Here is a 17351-nt window from a genome sequence, read left to right as displayed (position 1 = left end):
ACATCTGTATCGCCGGCTTTACCGACGTTGCTGGTTCCTCCGGTGGAGGATGCTTGAGTGGTACGAGCTAGCTTTCGACAAGAGGAGCGGACTGATGGTCGAGCAGAACAGGGTGTCCAGCGCTAGGAAGAGTGCAGTTGTGGTGTGCCTCTTTCTTGCGGTAGCGGCGATCAATCTGCCGCGGGTGCCTCAAATCAATGAATTTACGGTAGCCGGTTGGGCACTCGCCGGAGTATTACTTATCGCTTCCTTAGCGATCGCGATCGGCAACTATCGCAGTTCGTCAAGGACATGAGCCCATAAGTGGGTCGCAAGGGCTTGTTTCGGGTAAATGCTCCTGCTGATAGTTTGGAGCGCCGTATGGGCGAGAGAAGATGACGGCAAACCGACATTTTCCGCTTTTACTTGTGATCTTGAACAGTAAATGCGCTCCTAAAGAAATCGTTTCATTATGAAATGATATCTTGATGGGATGAACGAGCAACAGATTCCGAAATTTCAATGGGGCTCACTGAGCTACCTCGCCTCCCGTGTAGGACGCTTGGGCACACTCAAACTCACCGCGATGATGGAATCAGAAGCGTTGACCCGCAATCACTTCATGATCGTGTCCGCCTTGCAAGAGTTCGCACCCATGTCTCAAAACGATCTCTCGCTACGCACCGACCTGAACCGTGGCCACTTGGTGGCCTACCTCGATGAACTAGCGCAGCATGGCATTGTGGAACGCAGCGTCGATCCCGATGACCGGCGACGCAACATCATCACCTTGACCGATGCCGGTCAGAATTTCACGGCCAAGGCCATGGATGCTGCGCGGGACAGCGAAATGGAACTCTTTGGGGTCCTCAATGTCGCACAGCGCGAGCAACTGCGTGAACTCTTACAGCTAGTCGTAGCTCAAGAAGACGAGTCTGCTCAGTGAAACAACAACTGAAAGCAGTGTGGGAACACAGCATTACCGTGGGCCCGGCGAGGCCGTCATTGATCCCAGCCACAAAGGCTGCCTTCTGCGTGGCAGTTCCACTGACCCTGCTGGCCGTTACCGGCCGAGTGGACTGGGCCATGTACGCCGCATTTGGCGCGTTTTGCTCGGTCTTTGGTCGCTACGATACCGATGCGGTCCGTTTTTGGCAGCAGCTGAGCAGTGGCTTGGTGCAAATTGCCGCTATGGCGCTGGGTACCTTCTTCTCCATGATCGAGTCACCCTTCGTGGTGCGCATACTGGTGTTGGCGGCTATTGCCTTCGGCGCGAATTTTGTTTCCTGTGCCGTCCGCTGGCTGCCACCAGGACCGGTCTTTGCAGTCTTTGCCGGTGGCGCCTGCATTAGCGTTCCTGCGACCGCGGATAATTTTGTTGGCGTTCTGGTGGTTGGCGTGGGCACGGTAATTTTCAGCGTGTTGTTCATGCTCGGGCTTTCGCTGCGTCGCTCCAATTTGCTACACACCTTAGGCAAGGGCTTTTCCTGGAATCCAAACCCTCGCGCCTATACGGAATCTACGCAGATGGCGCTCGCCGTATTTATCGCCGGGGCCGTGGCCTATACCTTTGGTGGTAATCACTGGTACTGGGCGAGCCTGGGTGCCATCGCCGCGGTGATCGGAATGAACACCTATGCTCGGGTTTCCCGCGCTATTCAACGCTGTGTGGGTACCTGCGTGGGAGTGCTGCTCACCGCAGTCATCGTGATGTTTGGTCCTCCGATCTGGGTGATATTACTGGTGGCCGTCGCAAGCCAGTTCTGCATAGAAATGGTGATCTTGCGACACTACGCGGTGGGCATGATCTTCATGACCGTGACCGCGTTGTTGATGGTGCATCTGGGCAGTGCCGAACCGATGTCCAGTTTGTTGGTCGACAGATTGTCCATGACAGTTCTGGGCGCCGCGCTTGGCGCCTTGCAAAGTATCCTTATCGGACTGTTGGCCAATCGCCGCGCAGCACTCAATGAGTAGCGCTTCCCTGATGCCCGGCAACTGGGTGGATATGGAAAAGCACCGCACCCCACGAGGGGATGCGGTGCCAAACTCGGCTATTTACACCGAGTGAGTTTCGGAATCTATGCTGTCTTCCGCGCGCGGACCGTGAATCCGGAAGGCTCCAGCATCTTCACGCTCTGCAATGACCTTTTTCACGTGCAGTGCACGAAGCTGTGCATGCTGTGGATTGCGGCGGATAACGCTGTAACCAATCGCTAGGCCAACAAACCACAGTGGAGTGATCAGTAGCGCTTGCAGGGTATCTAACTGGGTAGTCAATGCCCACAGGATGAAGCCAAAGAATGCGAGCACCACGTATGGCATGAACGCTCCGCCTGGCATCTTGAACTTGCTCGCTGCGTGCAGGTGTGGACGACGCTTGCGGTACACCAGGTAGCTGATCAAGATAATCGACCAGACGAACATGAAGCATAGTGCGGAGACCGTAGTCACCAGCGTGAAGGCCGCAATCACCGAATCGCCACTGTAGAGCAGCACCACTCCGGCGAGGAGGAACATGCAGGAGAACATCAGCGCATTGCGTGGGACGCTGCGACCAGAAAGCTTTTCGAAGGCCTTCGGAGCGTCACCCTCCATGGACAGGCCGCGGAGCATTCGGGAGGTCGAGTAGATCCCGGAGTTAGCACTGGAAGTTGCCGAGGTCAGCACCACAAAGTTGATAATGCCTGCCGCACCAGCCAGCCCGGCAAGCGTGAACATGCCAACGAATGGTGATTCCCCTGCTGAGAACAGACGCCATGGCTGAACGGCCATGAGGATGATCAAAGCGCCTACGTAGAAGAACAGGATTCGAATCGGAATCGAGTTGATCGCTTTAGGAAGGGTCTTTTCTGGATCCTTGGTTTCTGCCGCGGTAGTACCTACGAGCTCAATTCCCACAAATGCGAATACTGCAATCTGGAAACCAGCTACGAAGCCCATGAAGCCGGTGGGGAACATGCCACCGTCGGCCCAGAGGTTGCTAAAGGAAGCGGTCGCGCCATTGGACTGGAACTTGGTGATGATCATTACCAGACCCACCACAATCAGCGCACCAATGGCGACGATCTTGATCATGGAGAACCAGAACTCGGTTTCACCGAAGGCCTTCACGGTAGCCAGGTTCAGTACCAGCAGCAGTGCGATACAAGCCAGCGCCGGAATCCATAGCGGAAGGTTGCCCCACCAGTAGGCGACGTAGTGAGCAATCGCCACCACGTCGGCAATACCTGTGACCACCCAGCAGAACCAGTAGGTCCAGCCGGTGAAGAACGCAGCCCATGGCCCCAGCAGATCACCGGCGAAATCGGCGAAGGTTTTGTAGTTCAGGTTCGACAGCAGTAGTTCTCCCATGGCACGCATGACAAAGAACAGCATGAAGCCGATGATCATGTAAACAAAAATGACCGATGGGCCAGCGACCGAGATGGTCTTGCCAGAGCCCATGAATAGACCGGTACCAATGGCACCGCCAATTGCAATGAGCTGAATGTGACGGTTTGAGAGCCCGCGTTCGAGCTTGGGCGAAGAGCTGGTGGTGCTCATTCTGCTGCCTTCCAGGAGTGGTGAGGTGCTTCGAAGAGGTGCCGTGAGCTAGTCCCGAGGGATAACCCACGTTGCGGCAGATCTACGTTTGCAACCGAATGCTCGTTCTCCAGGACAAGATTCTGCACGCCATGATGCGCGGGGCGCAGCTCGATGAGCAGTGACTCGGGCTGAGTGCGAAGAAGGTTGACCATTGGGGGAACTTTCGAATCGGGTGCAGACAATGCGGCACTGTTCTTTGTTCCTCCCCAATCTGTTTGAAGACCTGAGAGTTTTCACCTTGACCCGTCATTGGGTGCAAGGTTTGCTCCGTCGGTGAGTATGGACAAAACCCATACTACTTTCCAGATTTGCCTCATCGTGGCGGTACGGGGGCCTGAGAGTTTCCTGGGGAGGAATTGCTCCTACGGCGTCCGCCCTTGGCTGGGGCGGATCTCTCCCGCCACGCGTCAACGGCAATTAACTTGTGATAGCTGTCACAGTATGCCCATGTTTTAGTTTATGAAGCAAACCGAAGGGATTCTTTACTGTGGGTTTGCGGTTGATATGCCGGGCAATTTTGCCATCGCACTGGAACGAAGGATCTTGCAGAAAGCTGATCTACGATTCGCTGTTGTTATATAAAGCACTAGTTGGCAGGACAATTAAAGATAAGGAGAACGCTTTTGGGGCTTGAAAGTAGCGCTGACAGCAGGGTTTAAAAATCCTGAGCTGGGAGATGGCTTGATTTTTTCGGCGGCCCGTAACGTTTCGTATTATTTAGAATTCAAGTTATGGCCTTCAAAAACACTGCGGAGCGTGCGCGTTGCGGCGGTCTCTAAGTCTAGTAACCGGATAAGAACCTCACTGCGAAGTGTGAAGCGGATTCATGGAAGATCCGGGTAAATCCGAAAAATCTGGTAATTAAAACCCAAGGCCCAGTTCATTATGAACTGGGCCTTGGAACATCACTCGCACCTTTGAGGAAGGTAGTTACTACTCTAATTACCGTGACTGTTTAGCGACTGTGCGTCAGGTGCTCATTGGCTAGGGGGGCCCGCCAGGTGTTCAAGTGCGTGAGTTACTTCTTTTCCTGCTTATCGGTGGCTAGTACGGCCTCCGTGTAGCGGCGTTCAAATTCTTCGGCGGAAACTGATTCGCGTTCCACGCGGAAAGACGATTCTGGGATTCCGAGAACCGCTGCGATCAAGCTTCGGGTGTACCCAGAAATCTTGCGGGACTTGCGCGTGGAAGTGACATGGTCCAGTTCGGGAACCCAAATGTTCCACCATCCGGCCTGCTTACCTACGACTGCCTTGAATACGCGTTGCTCGTTCATCTGTTGTCCTACTTTCGTGGAAGTACCGACCGCGAGGCCAGCAGAAGTCGCTGATCCGCAACTTGCGGTCTTTTTAATACTCCATCATGGACCAGACTGCGACAAGTTTGAATTGCGGTGGCTGCTAGTCCTTAGGGCAGAGGGCTAGTTGCTGACCGATTCGAGAGTGTAGCCGGCTTCTTCAACTGCTGCTCGAAGCACTTCTTCGTCGATGGTGCCCGAGGTGCTCAGCATTGCAGTAGAGATACCCTTTGCGTCGAGGATGATCTCAACGTCTTGCACGTTTGCGATTTCCTTCAGTTCCTCGGATACCGATGAGACGCAGTGCCCACAGGTCATTCCCGAGATTTTTAGTTCAGTTTGGGAAATGACTGGGGTGCTGTCCGGGCGAGGAATAATCTGCAAGCCTTGGCTTGAAGAGTTTGAATTATCGGAACAACCGCAATTACAAGCGTGGCTCATATTTTGCTCTCTATTCTTATCGGGGGATTGAAAGTTCTGTCGGCTAGCGCAGAAGTCGGGAAATTGCAGCCGTAGCTTCGGAGATTTTGTCTTGAACGATGCTTGGGTCCCCGGTGCTCAGCGACTCTTCGGCAGCGCCCACCACGCAGTGGCCGATATGGTCTTCGACCAGTTGCAGGCTGACCTTGTGTAGGGCAGCGTTAATTGCCGAGATCTGGGTGAGGATGTCGATACAGTATTTGTCTTCATCCACCATGCGGGCAACCCCGCGAACCTGCCCCTCGATCCGGTTGAGGCGTTTGCGCAAGGCATCTTTTTGGGGAGTGTAGCCATGAGGCGCCACTGGTTCCGCAATCTTTGTCTGAGAGTCCATGTACCAATAATACCCCCTTGGGGTATAGAATGCACGCGTGAGCTCGATGACACCAAATCCGTCCCTGGGTCATGAGCTAGTAGGCATTGATGTGGCTGAGCATGTCCATTTGCTCACAGCCTGAGATCTTTGTTCGACCAGATACCGCGACAGAACCCGCGAAGACCCAACGTCTTGACTCATTGCTTGCCATGCATCATCCCCGGGGTGGCAAGCAAACCGCGATAGGCTTTTACCTGTGAGCCACAATGAACTTCGCGTGCGTCCAATATCCAGCACCGAGCACTCCGCGTTCCTTGCTACCGCGCAAGGTGTCAGCTTCCTTCAGCGTCCCGAATGGGCACAGGTCAAGGCAGGCTGGCGAGGAGAATCTCTCGGTTGGTTTGATGGTGAAACCCTCGTTGGTGTCGCCTTGATCCTGCACCGGCAAGCGCCGGTAATTAAAAAGACCCTCGCCTACATTCCAGACGGTCCGGTCATAGACTTCGACAGCTATGACGCGCGAACCGTCCTTCCACTGCTGGCCAGCTACCTGAAAAACCGTGGCGCCTTCCAGCTACGTGTTGGGCCAGGGCTGTCGGTGCGCACCTGGGGTGCGGCCGCCGTGCGCAAGGCGTTCGGTAAAGACGAGCTCGCCTCGCTCGCCGATCTGGAAACCGCATCGGTCAACGAGAACGCGCGCAAGCTCAACGAAGCGCTGAGCGATCTAGGATTCACCAAACAAGACGTCGGTATGGACTTTGCCGCCGGCCAGCCAGAATACGTGGCAAGGGTGGCATTGCAGGATCCGGCAGGAAACCAGCTAGATACTGATCAGGTGATGGCTTCCTATTCCTCCACCACCCGCAACGAAACGCGGAAGTCGCTCAAGAGCGAACTGTTGGTTGAAATTGGTGAAACCAAGGACATGGCACGCTTCCATGCTCTGTATAACCACACCGCTGAACGTCAAGAATTCACCGGACGCCCGCTGAGCTACTTTGAAAAAATGCACACGGTACTCAACGCGGCGGTACCCGGCTCCTGCACGCTCTACGTTGCAAGTCATGAGGGTGTAGATCTAGCCTCGGCGATCGTGTTACGCTCCAGCAACCTTGCCTGGTACCTCTACGGTGCCTCGTCCTCGGAGCAACGTAAACTCTTCGCTCCCAAGGCCATCATGCATCACATGATCTCCGACTCCATCGAAGCCGGCTGCAAGTACCTGGACCAGGGTGGCGTCAGCGCAACCCTGGACGGGGACCACCATCTGTCGGGGCTGACCAAGTTCAAAACCAATACGGGTTGCGACATTGTGCAGACCAACGGCGAATGGGATCTGGCACTGAATAAGCCACTTGCCTGGGCCTTTGAGAAGTACATGAACTGGCGAGCGAAGTAGGAACTAAACCCCATGGCTATTGAGAACTCTCAGCCTTTTGTCCCCGTCATCCTTGGCGGCGACATCGGCACCTACACTCTGGCGCGCGAATTTTATGAGGCGTACCAGGTGCGTTCGGTCGTAGTGCCGGCGGCCGGCAACGGAGTCATTGAACACTCGGTAGCCATCGAGTTGCACCCCATTGGCTCCATGGCCGATGAAGCGCGGGTAGTGACCAAACTTATCGCCCTTGCCGAGCAACTCAACGGCGAAACGGTTCGCCCACTCATGCTCTTCGGATCTTTAGACTTCCACATCATGCTGATAGCCAAGCATCGTGCGCAGCTCAGCGAATACTTCGTGATCCCGTATCCAGAACTAGAAGTCATTGAGGCTGCCGCCTTGAAGGAGAACTTCTACGCGCTCGCCGAACGAATGGGGATCGCGCACCCACGTACCGCCGTTTATCGCGCGGGCGATGACCTGTCCGCGATGGCTAAGTCGCTGACCTTCCCGCTGATTGGTAAGCCGTCGAGCTCCGGCGATTGGATCGCCGCAAAGTTCGCCGGCAAGCAAAAGATCCACACGCTGGAAAACTTGACCCAGTTAGAAGACTTGCTGGGACGCATCGATGCCAGTGGTTACACTTCCGGCTACATCTTGCAGGAGTACATTCCAGGTTCTGATGATGCGATGCGTCTATGCACCTACTTTGCTACGCAAGAAAAGAAGGTGATCTTCGCCGGATATGGTGAGGTAGTCATCGAGGAGCATGCACCATTGGTGTTGGGCAACTCCGCGGCTATTGTCACCGGACGCAATGACCAGATGGCCGTAGACGGTGCCCGAATGCTCGAGGAATTGGGTTGGCAGGGAATCGCCATGATCGACGCAAAATATGATCATCGTGATGGCGTCGTGAAGTTCTTTGAAATCAACCCGCGACTCGGGCGAAACCATTATTATCTGACGGCTGCAGGGATTAATCCTGCACGTTTTTACGTCACCGAATTCCTTGGCGAAGACTTTGATTCTTCCAACCCGCAGACCGATGCGGTGATCGATACCGGTATTGGAATTCTCCAGTTGCGTGAAGAGCGACTATTCACCGTGCTGCCGCACCACCTGTTGCGACGTTTCCTTGATAGTGACACCGGGCGGAAAGCCGCCGCGTTGCTCAAGGCCGGTAAGGTATCCAACCCGCTGAAGTTCAAGGAAGAGAAGCATCCACGTCGCCGGGTCTATCTGATACTCAACGCAGTGAATCATTATCGCAAGTACAAGAAGTTCCCGCCGCGTAGTTTGTAGCAACTACGTGAACTCAACGCTCAGCCTAGGTTTCCTGCCTAGGCTGAGCTGTTTAACGCGTTCTCACGTTTGCGCGCGTAAGCGCGTGCCGCACGCACCCGATCTCCGCAACGGGTGGAACACCATTGGCGGCGTCCGTGGGTTCTCAGCATGAACCTTTGGCAGGGCTCTGCTTCACACTGGATCAAAAGCTCGGCTTCCTCGGAGGCTAGGAGCGTCACTGCATCTTCGGCAATGACCGACATCGCGTGTTCAACGAGCAAAGTGACCGGGTGTTCGGCTGCCCGGTAAAACCCTGCGTCCGCGGAGTAATGCAGCAGTGAAATATGTGGCGCGACGGTCAGCGCCTTATTGATGCGATCCACGACCTGCTGGTCAATATTTTGGTTTGTTGCCTGCATTAGGAAGATGTTCTGCAGATCGCTACGCAGACCACAGAGTTTACTTTGGCAGTAGGACAGGAGCTGTTCCTTGCCATCAACAAGGTCTCGTTCAATGAGCCACGCGGTGGTTGCTTCAGGCGAATCCAGGTGGTCAACAATTTTTCCGCCCGGCAGGTGAATCATGCTGTTTACTAGCGCAAGACTCAAGTGGGCTTCAGTCCCCGGCGCGGGTGGAAGTGGTGCGTGATTCATGCTTCTCATGTTAGCAGTAGATATTTGACGTGAGAAAGTGTTATCTTCATATCACGCTATAAATAAGAAATATCCGTGATAAAAGAGGTTTCATTGCATCCCGCACCACAGTTTGGCTCCGCTCCCTTCGCGCTCAACGCCCATACCGGCGGTACGGTCGGTGTAGGCAGAACGGTCCAGCAAGGCCTGACTTCGCTGATCAATCTCGCGCGCCAGGCAGATGAGCTGGGCTATCACCGTTTCTGGATGTCAGAGCACCACGCGATGCCAGGGCTGGCGGTATCCTCACCTCCGCGGATGCTCGCCCGGCTGACCGCAGAAACCCAACGGATCCGCTTGGGCGCCGGCGGGGTAATGCTTCCAAACCATGCCCCGCTAGTGATTGCCGAACAGTTTGGCGCTCTTGAAGCGCTTGCTCCCGGACGTATCGATTTGGGACTGGGACGTGCCCCAGGCACCGACCACGTCACCGCCGCGGCACTGCGACGTGGCGACAGTGCGAATGAAAACTTTCCGCAACTGGTGACCGAGCTTATGGGATTTCTGCACGACGACTTCCCAACTGGCCACCACTTCGAAACCGTCCATGCGGTACCCGGACCATGGCAGGCCAAGGAAAACCGAGTGCAAGCACCCACCGTGGCTCCCGAATTGTGGATCCTTGGTTCCTCGCCCTATTCGGCGCAACTCGCAGCGCAACTTGGTCGACCCTACGCGTTCGCCTTGCAATTCGGTGATGCAGACATCCACAGCGCCATGCGCATCTACCGTGAAAACTTTGTGCCCTCGGCCGTGCTGGACGCCCCTTACTCGATGGTCAGCGTTTCCACGATTGTTAACGAGGATCCTCTCGAAGCCAAACGTCAGGCAATGAGCATGGCCATGGGAATGCTGCGCATGTTCAAGCGCGAGTCCTTCACGCTATTTTCCCCAGCCGAGGTTGCCGCTTTTGATGGCACGCTCAATGAGCAGGCAATTATCGAGATGTACACCAACCGAGCCTTCAATGGCACGGCCGCTACCGTGGCCGCGCAGCTGGAACAACTTCAGGAGCAGACCGGGGTAGATGAAATCACCTTGGTGATCGGCACCCATGATCCCGAAGCAGAAGTGCGTACATTGCAGCTTCTGGCCAAGCACTACCTGTAAAACAGCAACTAAGCCCCACAAAAAACTCAGGAGAACACCATGACCAACCCACGCCGCGCCCTCATCGTCATCGACGTACAGCAGGAATATTTTGAAGGCCTGCTGAAAATTCAGTACCCACCACGTGCGCGATCGCTGGAACGCACCACCGAAGCGATGGATGCGGCACAGAAGGCCGGAATCCCGGTGTACGTCGTGCAACACCAAATGCCTGCACAAGCTCCGGTCTTTGCCGATGGTTCGGACACCTTCAACCTGCACCCCGAAATTGCGCAGCGCGCAGATCAGGCCACGCAAGTTTTCACCAAGGTATACGCCAGTGTCTTCGCCGGAACGAATTTGGAGGCGTGGTTGCGTGAAAGCAATATCGACACGATCACGCTCACCGGCTTCATGACCAACAACTGCGTGATCGGTTCGGTAGCAGCTGCCGAACCGCTAGGTTTTAGTGTCGAGGTACTCTCCGACGCCACCGGCGCCATCGATATTGCCAACGAAGCAGGTTCCGCCAGTGCGCAACAGGTCCACGAAACTCTGATGGCACTGTTGCATTCAAACTGGGCCGCGGTATCGACCACGGACCAGTGGATGAGCGCACTAGACTCCGGCGCTGCCCTTGAAGGTAGCAACCTCATCGTTTCCGCAGCGCAGGGACACGAACAGCACCAGAAGTAGCATTTGCGGGTGGTGGTCATCAAAGGATGCTTCGCTCAGGTTGCTGGCTAGGATGACTTTATGGATCCCAAACACCCGGCACTGCCTAGGGGCTTTAGCGCGTTACTGCTCATTGCCATGATTCTTGCGGCAGTAAATTTGCGCCCAGCAGTCACCTCGCTGGGCGCATTGCTGGATCCGGTCATTGAAGACTTGTCAATGAATGGGTTTATCGCAGGGATCATCACCGGCGTACCGCCACTATGCTTTGCCATACTTGGCCCACTAGCCCCGCGCCTTGCCGGCAAACGTGGACCCGAGCTAGTGGTGGTGGGGGCAATGCTCGCAATCCTCTGCGGATTGGTCCTGCGCTCGCTCGCCCCAAATACGTGGGTATTTTTCATCTTCACCGCACTTGCACTTGCCGGGATTGCCGTGGGAAATATTCTGATGCCGGTGCTCGTCAAACGGTGGTTCCCCACAAAAATTGGATTGGTCACCGGCTCGTATACCACCGCTGTAGCACTTGGCGCCTCCGTCGTTGCGGCGATTGCGGTTCCGGTTAATGACGCCCTTGGTGGCGCGTGGCGAGGCGGCCTGGCGCTATGGGCCATTCCAGCATTGATTGCGACGCTTATTTGGGTAGTGGTGTATTTCGGTTTACGTAATCAGATCACCCAGCTTCAAATGCCGGCGCCCAAGACTCAGCTCATAGCCCCCGTAATGGGGCCAATGAGCCGAAACTCAACGGCCTGGTGGATTGCGCTGTTCTTCGGTGCGCAGTCTACCGTCGCCTACATTTTGATGGGTTGGGCGCCGAAGATATTTACCGACTTCGGAGTGGACCCAGCCTATGCCGGAGCACTGCTTGGCGTGATTCTTGGGGTGGGCGTCCCACTATCTTTCATCATGCCTGCCCTGGCGGCGAAGTTTTCCCATCAGGGGCCGCTGGTGATCGTCAATGGAATTGCCGGGATAGTAGCCATTGCCGGATTGTTAATCGCTCCGGTTCAAGGTGCGTTTATCTGGGCGGTACTTCTTGGTATCTGCGGTTCGAGCTTTCCCTTAGCCCTGACGATGATCGGTTTGAAAGCGCACACGGCCGCCGGAGTGAGTAAGCTTTCTACCTTCGGACAATCCATTGGATACCTGATTGCCATCCCCGGACCATTCCTTGTCGGTGCATTGCATGAGACCACCGATTCCTGGACTCTGCCGATACTACTCATTGCAGGGTTGATTCTCTTTCAAACCTTTACCGGGATTATGGCTGGCAGGCCACGCTTTGTGGAGGACCACGGGGTACCAACTCGGGTTGATGCGTGAGTTCTTTAAGGGCTAATAAGTCGCGCTGAACGCTTTGGACTACTAGCGTCTCGAAGAACAAGCCGGAGGAGACATAGACTGAAAGCGTGGAAGAAAAAGGCAGCCTGCGCATTCAAAGCATTCTCTGGGCAGCGGCCATATTTCTGGCCGTGATGCTCCTGTCGCTGGTGAGTAAACCAGCTAGCGGTCAACAAGAAATGACCGCTGCGTATCTGGTGACCGCTGGGGCATTCGCCGTTGGTTTCGGCGTCCTCAGCGTTTTGCGACATCGATTTGCGCGCGCCACCTGGCTGGTAGCCGGACTGGGTATCTGCGTTTGGTTGCTGTTGGCCATGCCCCGTATTGCCATACTTCCACCTTTGCTGTTCTTCCTCGCCCTGATCACCTTGGCTGGACACCGCATGCGCTCTTATCTTGGAGCGTTAGCGGTTTTCATCGTGATGAGCGCGGTGCGCTTAGTGCAGGGGGCATCCTTCCAAGACCTCTTTGACTTTGAAATGTTGGCCTACGCCTCGTTGGCTGCGCTGGTTATTCTTTATGCCCAGTTGCGCACCACCCGAGAGGTGACACTAGAACATCAACGACGTGTTCGAGAGTTTGCCGAGCGGACCTCAGAGGCCGAAAAAGAACAAGGACGGATATTGCACCGTTCGAAGGTGTCCTATCAGCTGCATGACGAGTTGGCACACAACCTAGCGGTAGCTTCCCTGCATACCAACGCCGCGTTGGATGCTTCGTCCACCGATACCCGCACGGCGTTGAGCTTGATCCACGTTCGGCAGGCGGTGAACGGAGCAATGACCGCATTACGCAGAACATTCGATACGATGGGCCAGCTAGAAGCGCCCGAAGAACTCACTGCAACCATCGAAGACATTGAACGGATTGCTACTTCGTTGCGGGATACTGGCATTGAAGTTAGCATCCACAGCTCGGGTTTGGGGCAGGCGGAGAGCTTCCCGCAGTTGGCCATGCGAATAATTCGCGAAGCAGCCACGAACGCGGTTAAGCATGCTGATCCCACCCAAATGGTGATCTGGATCAAGGAAGAAACCGACGAAAGCCAACCGCCATACTGGGTAGTTTCGGTCCGTAATAACGGTGTCCGCCCGGTGCATTCACAGACTCCCAATGGGCAGGGCCTGGCACGCCTACGCGCCATGACCGAGGCCGAAGGCGGAACCATGGAATGGGGACGGCTGGCAACAAACTTCCTGCTTTCTGCGACCGTCCGAAAAGACGTTGAAGAAAACCCGAGACGAGATTCTTAGTATCCCGCTGGACGCTCAATCGCACTAGTGAGGCTTGATTCGGGCTACCTCTAGCCCGGTGGGCAATCCCGGCGTAGAGTGAAAGCACGATTTGGCGGAGCCACGGCGAGCACGTCGAGGCCCGTACACACTGGGAGGTCGAAATGGGAGATTTTCGGGCATACACCATGGAAGAGCGGGCCACATATTTGGCACCGTCTTGTGCACGTTGCGGTCAGCACCGCCACGTGGTGTGGGAAAAAGTAGATGGAACCGAAACATACCTGCCCCGCGACTCCGGATGTTCAAACGAAGCGTGCACCGCATAGGCAGTTAGTTGTAGGCAGTTGCCCTTAGGCTCGCACGCCCAGGCTAGCGGAAATTCGCGCGGAAGCGGCGGTAAGTTTCAGTGCCACCTGAGTCTGATCCAACTCCTGGGACAGGTAGATTACCGCAATTGCCCCCGGCTTGTTTTGCGGTAGTTTGACCGGCACCGCGATTGAGGTGAGCCCGGGGATGACTTCGTCATAACTGAACTCATAATCCTGTGCTGGGTACTGATCCGGGTTGAGCTGAGAACGGATCACGCGTCCCGGGGCGCCATTATCGATGGGGTGCCTTGTTCCCGGGCGTTGTGCCACGGTGGCATCTGCATGACGTGGTTCGGCGGTGCTCAACGTGACTGCAGCTTCTCCGTCAAAGACTACTAAGAGCGCGGTCATCTGCAGTTCGTCCGAGAGCGTGGCCAGATGCGGGGTGGCCGCTGCCTGTAAAGACTTGGAAGCATTGCGCGCCAAGGCACCGAGCCGTGCTCCTAATTCTAGATCTCCGGAGGGCGTACGCTCCACAAAGCCATATTGTTCAAAGGTCTTCACCAGCCGGTAAGCCATGGAGCGGTGAATGCCTAATTTTTCGGCCAATTCGGCCACGGTCAGTGGGCTGGAGGATTCGCCAATAAGCGTGAGCGCTTTGAGTCCGCGGCCCAGAGTCTGGGATCCGCCTTCGGTAGTCTTAGTCATTTTTTAGTCTTTTCGCCGTGCACGGAAACTCGTTGTGGCCGCCATAATGTGACTTGCGTCTTGCTCCTGCAGTCAAGGATAGCTACGATTGTATCTATAGTTACATCAATGTCGCAACTATAGAGACAATGAAGTCTGTGGCATTCCTAAGGAGTAAAAATGCAGATCCATCACAAAGGTTATGTTTCCGGCGATCCACGCGTGAAACCAGCTGCCGGGTACGGCATCGACCGCTCGGAAGAAATCCCTGATGAGATGGATGTGCTGATCGTTGGAACCGGCCCAGCTGCCGCGGTAGTCGCAGCCCAACTCTCCCGCTTTCCCAGTGTTAATGCCCGCGCCATTGAGATGCGCCCGGGCCGGTTGCAGGTAGGCCAGGCCGACGGAATCCAAGCCCGCTCGGTAGAAACGTTCCAGGCCTTCGGCTTCGCCAACGAAGTTATCGAAGAGTCCTACCGCAACGTCGAGATGTGCTTCTGGACCCCAGATCCGCAGAACCCCGCAAACATCATCCGCCACTCACGGGCTGCTGATGACTCCACCGGCATGAGCGAATTCCCGCACATCTACGTAAACCAGGCCCGAATCCTGGACTACTTCTTACGCGACGCCGAACGTGCACCGGGCAAGATCACCCCGGACTACGGTGTGGAGTACTTGGACTGTGAAATCGATCCGACAGCCGAATTCCCGGTCACCGCGCGCATCAAATATGTGGCCGGTGAACTTTCCGGGCAAGAACGCAAGGTCAAAGCAAAGTATCTTGTCGGTGGTGATGGCGCCCGCAGCGCGGTACGACGCTCATTGGGTCACAAGCTACACGGCGATGCCTCCCTGCACGCGTGGGGCGTCATGGACATCATGCTGAACACCGACTTCCCTGATATTCAGGTGAAGTGCTCAATCCAATCCCACGATGCAGGCAACATCCTGTTGATTCCACGCGAGGGTGGTTACCTGGTGCGCGTGTACGTGGACCTTGGCGAGCTGACCGCTGAGGACGCCGGAGCGATTCGCAATACTCCGGTAGAAGACATCATTGCCACCGCGAACCGGATTGTGCACCCTTACAGCTTTGACGTGAAGTCCGTAGCCTGGTTCTCCGTTTACGAGGTTGCCCACCGCATCACCGACGGCTTCGACGACGTGTCCGATGAAGAGCGTGGCACCCGGACACCGCACGCATTCATCATGGGCGATGCCTGCCATACCCACTCCGCGAAGGCCGGTCAGGGCATGAACGTGTCCATCCAGGACGGTTTTAACCTCGGCTGGAAACTTGCTGCCGTGCTTGAAGGACGCGCCCCGGAAGCACTGCTGAACACCTACGCCGAGGAGCGCAAGGTGATCGCGCAGAACCTGATCAACTTTGATAAGGAATGGTCCTCGCTGATGGCCAAGTCTGTCGAGGAATGGGAAGACCCAGACGAGTTGGAACGCTACTACGTGAGCACCATGGAATTCCCTGCCGGATTCATGACTCAGTACACCGAATCGGCGATCACTACAGGGCTGGAACACCAGGACTTGGCCCCGGGCTTCCCGGTGGGTAAGCGCTTCAAATCTGCTGAGGTGATTCGCCGTGCAGATAACCGTTGGCGCCACCTAGGTCATTTCCATGAAGCAGATGGCCGCTGGCGCGTCTACGCTTTCGCCGATGAAGCGGCACCAGCATTGGAAGGCACTGCGATGGCACAGTTCGCTGCTTGGTGGAGCCAAGATGCTGCCTCACCGCGCAATCTTTATACGCCCGGCGGAGTGGATGAGGATGCGGTCTTTGATCTGAAGGCCATCTACCAGCAGGACTACACCGAGGTTGAGCTGCACGATGTTCCCAAGGTTTTCCAGCCGGTGAAGGTGCCTTTCGGCCTGCATGACATCAACCAGGTCTTTGCTGCCGGGCATGGTCGCGACATCTTCCGTGAACGTGAGATCAGCAAGGACGGCGCTATCGTGGTGGTCCGTCCGGATCAGTACGTTGCAGGGATCTTCCCGTTGTCCGCACATCAAGAAATCGCAGACTTTTTTGCCGGGAATATGACTGCGCTGGAAGCCGGTAAGTAAGACCGAATCGAAGCCGCCGAGGCCAAGCGTAGTTTCGCAGCTGGCCTCGGAGGCTTTGTTGTACCTAGCCCTTGGTAGCCTCGAAGCTATGAACCAGCCCTTCCAAATGCTTCCGGTGCGCAGGGTACAAGAGGATCTTGAATCACCGGCGGATCGAAACTTGTGGCCCGCTACGATCCCGGCGGTACGCCAGATCCTCGATGACGGACTAGACCTCTCGCAGCTGACAATCTTGGTCGGTCAAAATGGTGCAGGAAAATCAACGCTGGTCGAGGCAATTGCCGAAGCCTTCGGGCTCAATGTGGAAGGTGGCACACAAAATTCCCGCCACCAAAGATATGCCAATGATTCCGCGCTGGGGGAGCACCTGCAACTAGTGCGTGGCGCTGGAGCCTCAGGTGCCGGAGTGTTCCTCAGAGCCGAAACGATGCATGGACACTTCGCGTACCTCGAAGACCTAGACCGCGAAGACCAGAAGAAACGTGGACTACATAACCGGCAAAGCCACGGTGAATCATTCATTGAATTCTTCACCTCGCGTTCGGCGGTTAACGGGCTCTGGGTCTTTGACGAGGCCGAATCGGCGCTGTCTTTCGAAGGAAGCCTCACGCTGCTCTCGCATATCTCAGACTTGCTGGCCACAGGGTCCCAAGTAGTACTCTCCACACACTCGCCCATCCTTGCGTCGTTGCCGGAAGCTGACATTTATGAAGTCGGGGAGTGGGGGCTGCGCCGATCCACCTATGACGAGTTAGATATGGTGCGAAACTGGCGATTGTTCTTGGATGCTCCGGGCAGGTACCTGCGCCACTTTAATGATTGAACCTTTCTGTCTGCTTTGCGCTGAAATAATAGAGGATCCTACTTCGAATCACTTGGCCTTTCGTGGGCTTCGTTCTGCTCTGTCG

17 protein-coding genes and 1 riboswitch are annotated in these 17351 nt (G+C 55.7%); of the genes, 10 read left to right on the top strand and 7 right to left on the bottom strand.

The genetic code is table 11. From position 1 onward, the window contains the following. Positions 1-472: 472 nt before the first annotated feature. Both ACX5K5_RS14780 and ACX5K5_RS14775 read left to right on the top strand, forming a co-directional pair. Complete coding sequence (locus ACX5K5_RS14780) at positions 473-925, top strand: MarR family winged helix-turn-helix transcriptional regulator (RefSeq protein WP_442347075.1); 453 nt, start codon at positions 473-475, stop codon at positions 923-925. After that, complete coding sequence (locus tag ACX5K5_RS14775) at positions 922-1956, top strand: FUSC family protein (RefSeq protein ID WP_459174633.1); 1035 nt, start codon at positions 922-924, stop codon at positions 1954-1956. Before ACX5K5_RS14780 ends, ACX5K5_RS14775 begins: the two co-directional genes overlap by 4 nt. Positions 1957-2037: 81 nt before the next feature. On the opposite strand, the gene cycA is transcribed toward ACX5K5_RS14775, so the two are convergent. From cycA to ACX5K5_RS14750, 5 genes are all read right to left on the bottom strand, one after another. Then, on the bottom strand, positions 2038-3525 hold the full coding sequence (gene cycA / locus ACX5K5_RS14770) for a D-serine/D-alanine/glycine transporter (RefSeq protein ID WP_459174632.1): 1488 nt from the start codon (positions 3523-3525) through the stop codon (positions 2038-2040). Next, complete coding sequence (locus ACX5K5_RS14765; protein ID WP_443447316.1) at positions 3522-3719, bottom strand: hypothetical protein; 198 nt, start codon at positions 3717-3719, stop codon at positions 3522-3524. Before ACX5K5_RS14765 ends, cycA begins: the two co-directional genes overlap by 4 nt. A gap of 160 nt (positions 3720-3879) precedes the next feature. Beyond that, a riboswitch (glycine riboswitch) is annotated at positions 3880-3977 on the bottom strand. Positions 3978-4585: 608 nt separating this feature from the next. After that, the gene (locus tag ACX5K5_RS14760) at positions 4586-4843 is read right to left on the bottom strand and encodes a hypothetical protein (protein ID WP_105677524.1); all 258 of its coding nucleotides are present in this window, start codon (positions 4841-4843) and stop codon (positions 4586-4588) included. 144 nt (positions 4844-4987) lie between these two features. Beyond that, positions 4988-5248: a heavy-metal-associated domain-containing protein gene (locus tag ACX5K5_RS14755; protein WP_443459138.1), complete on the bottom strand. Its 261-nt coding sequence runs from the start codon at positions 5246-5248 to the stop codon at positions 4988-4990. Positions 5249-5348: 100 nt separating this feature from the next. Further along, the gene (locus ACX5K5_RS14750) at positions 5349-5678 is read right to left on the bottom strand and encodes a metal-sensitive transcriptional regulator (RefSeq protein ID WP_105677528.1); all 330 of its coding nucleotides are present in this window, start codon (positions 5676-5678) and stop codon (positions 5349-5351) included. A 238-nt stretch (positions 5679-5916) separates the two neighbouring features. Between ACX5K5_RS14750 and ACX5K5_RS14745 the strand changes: the two genes are divergently transcribed. Both ACX5K5_RS14745 and ACX5K5_RS14740 read left to right on the top strand, forming a co-directional pair. Beyond that, positions 5917-7059: a lipid II:glycine glycyltransferase FemX gene (locus tag ACX5K5_RS14745; protein WP_096255476.1), complete on the top strand. Its 1143-nt coding sequence runs from the start codon at positions 5917-5919 to the stop codon at positions 7057-7059. Between the two features lie 12 nt (positions 7060-7071). After that, positions 7072-8346 (top strand): carboxylate--amine ligase, encoded by a 1275-nt coding sequence (locus ACX5K5_RS14740; RefSeq protein ID WP_459174631.1) that lies wholly within the window; start codon positions 7072-7074, stop codon positions 8344-8346. A gap of 38 nt (positions 8347-8384) precedes the next feature. Here ACX5K5_RS14740 and ACX5K5_RS14735 read toward each other — a convergent pair whose 3' ends face one another. Next, the gene (locus tag ACX5K5_RS14735; protein ID WP_459174630.1) at positions 8385-8912 is read right to left on the bottom strand and encodes a CGNR zinc finger domain-containing protein; all 528 of its coding nucleotides are present in this window, start codon (positions 8910-8912) and stop codon (positions 8385-8387) included. Positions 8913-9056: 144 nt separating this feature from the next. Here ACX5K5_RS14735 and ACX5K5_RS14730 point away from each other — a divergent pair, with 144 nt between their 5' ends. The 4 genes from ACX5K5_RS14730 (at position 9057) to ACX5K5_RS14715 (ending at position 13381) form a co-directional block, all read left to right on the top strand. Next, positions 9057-10130 (top strand): LLM class flavin-dependent oxidoreductase, encoded by a 1074-nt coding sequence (locus ACX5K5_RS14730; protein WP_459174629.1) that lies wholly within the window; start codon positions 9057-9059, stop codon positions 10128-10130. Between the two features lie 39 nt (positions 10131-10169). Further along, positions 10170-10805: an isochorismatase family protein gene (locus ACX5K5_RS14725; protein WP_188683395.1), complete on the top strand. Its 636-nt coding sequence runs from the start codon at positions 10170-10172 to the stop codon at positions 10803-10805. A 60-nt stretch (positions 10806-10865) separates the two neighbouring features. Further along, positions 10866-12110, top strand: a complete 1245-nt coding sequence (locus ACX5K5_RS14720) for a CynX/NimT family MFS transporter (RefSeq protein ID WP_459174628.1) — start codon at positions 10866-10868, stop codon at positions 12108-12110. An 86-nt stretch (positions 12111-12196) separates the two neighbouring features. Further along, entirely contained in the window at positions 12197-13381 is a 1185-nt protein-coding gene (locus ACX5K5_RS14715) for a sensor histidine kinase (protein ID WP_459174627.1), read from the top strand. Positions 13382-13713: 332 nt separating this feature from the next. On the opposite strand, the gene ACX5K5_RS14710 is transcribed toward ACX5K5_RS14715, so the two are convergent. Further along, entirely contained in the window at positions 13714-14379 is a 666-nt protein-coding gene (locus tag ACX5K5_RS14710) for an IclR family transcriptional regulator (protein ID WP_096255484.1), read from the bottom strand. 159 nt (positions 14380-14538) lie between these two features. Between ACX5K5_RS14710 and ACX5K5_RS14705 the strand changes: the two genes are divergently transcribed. Next, on the top strand, positions 14539-16443 hold the full coding sequence (locus ACX5K5_RS14705) for an FAD-dependent monooxygenase (protein ID WP_096255486.1): 1905 nt from the start codon (positions 14539-14541) through the stop codon (positions 16441-16443). Between the two features lie 88 nt (positions 16444-16531). After that, entirely contained in the window at positions 16532-17266 is a 735-nt protein-coding gene (locus tag ACX5K5_RS14700) for an AAA family ATPase (protein ID WP_141392908.1), read from the top strand. Positions 17267-17351: the final 85 nt, after the last annotated feature.

The organism is Glutamicibacter bergerei, from assembly GCF_054495185.1.
This window is presented reverse-complemented; position numbering and strand designations above follow the sequence as displayed.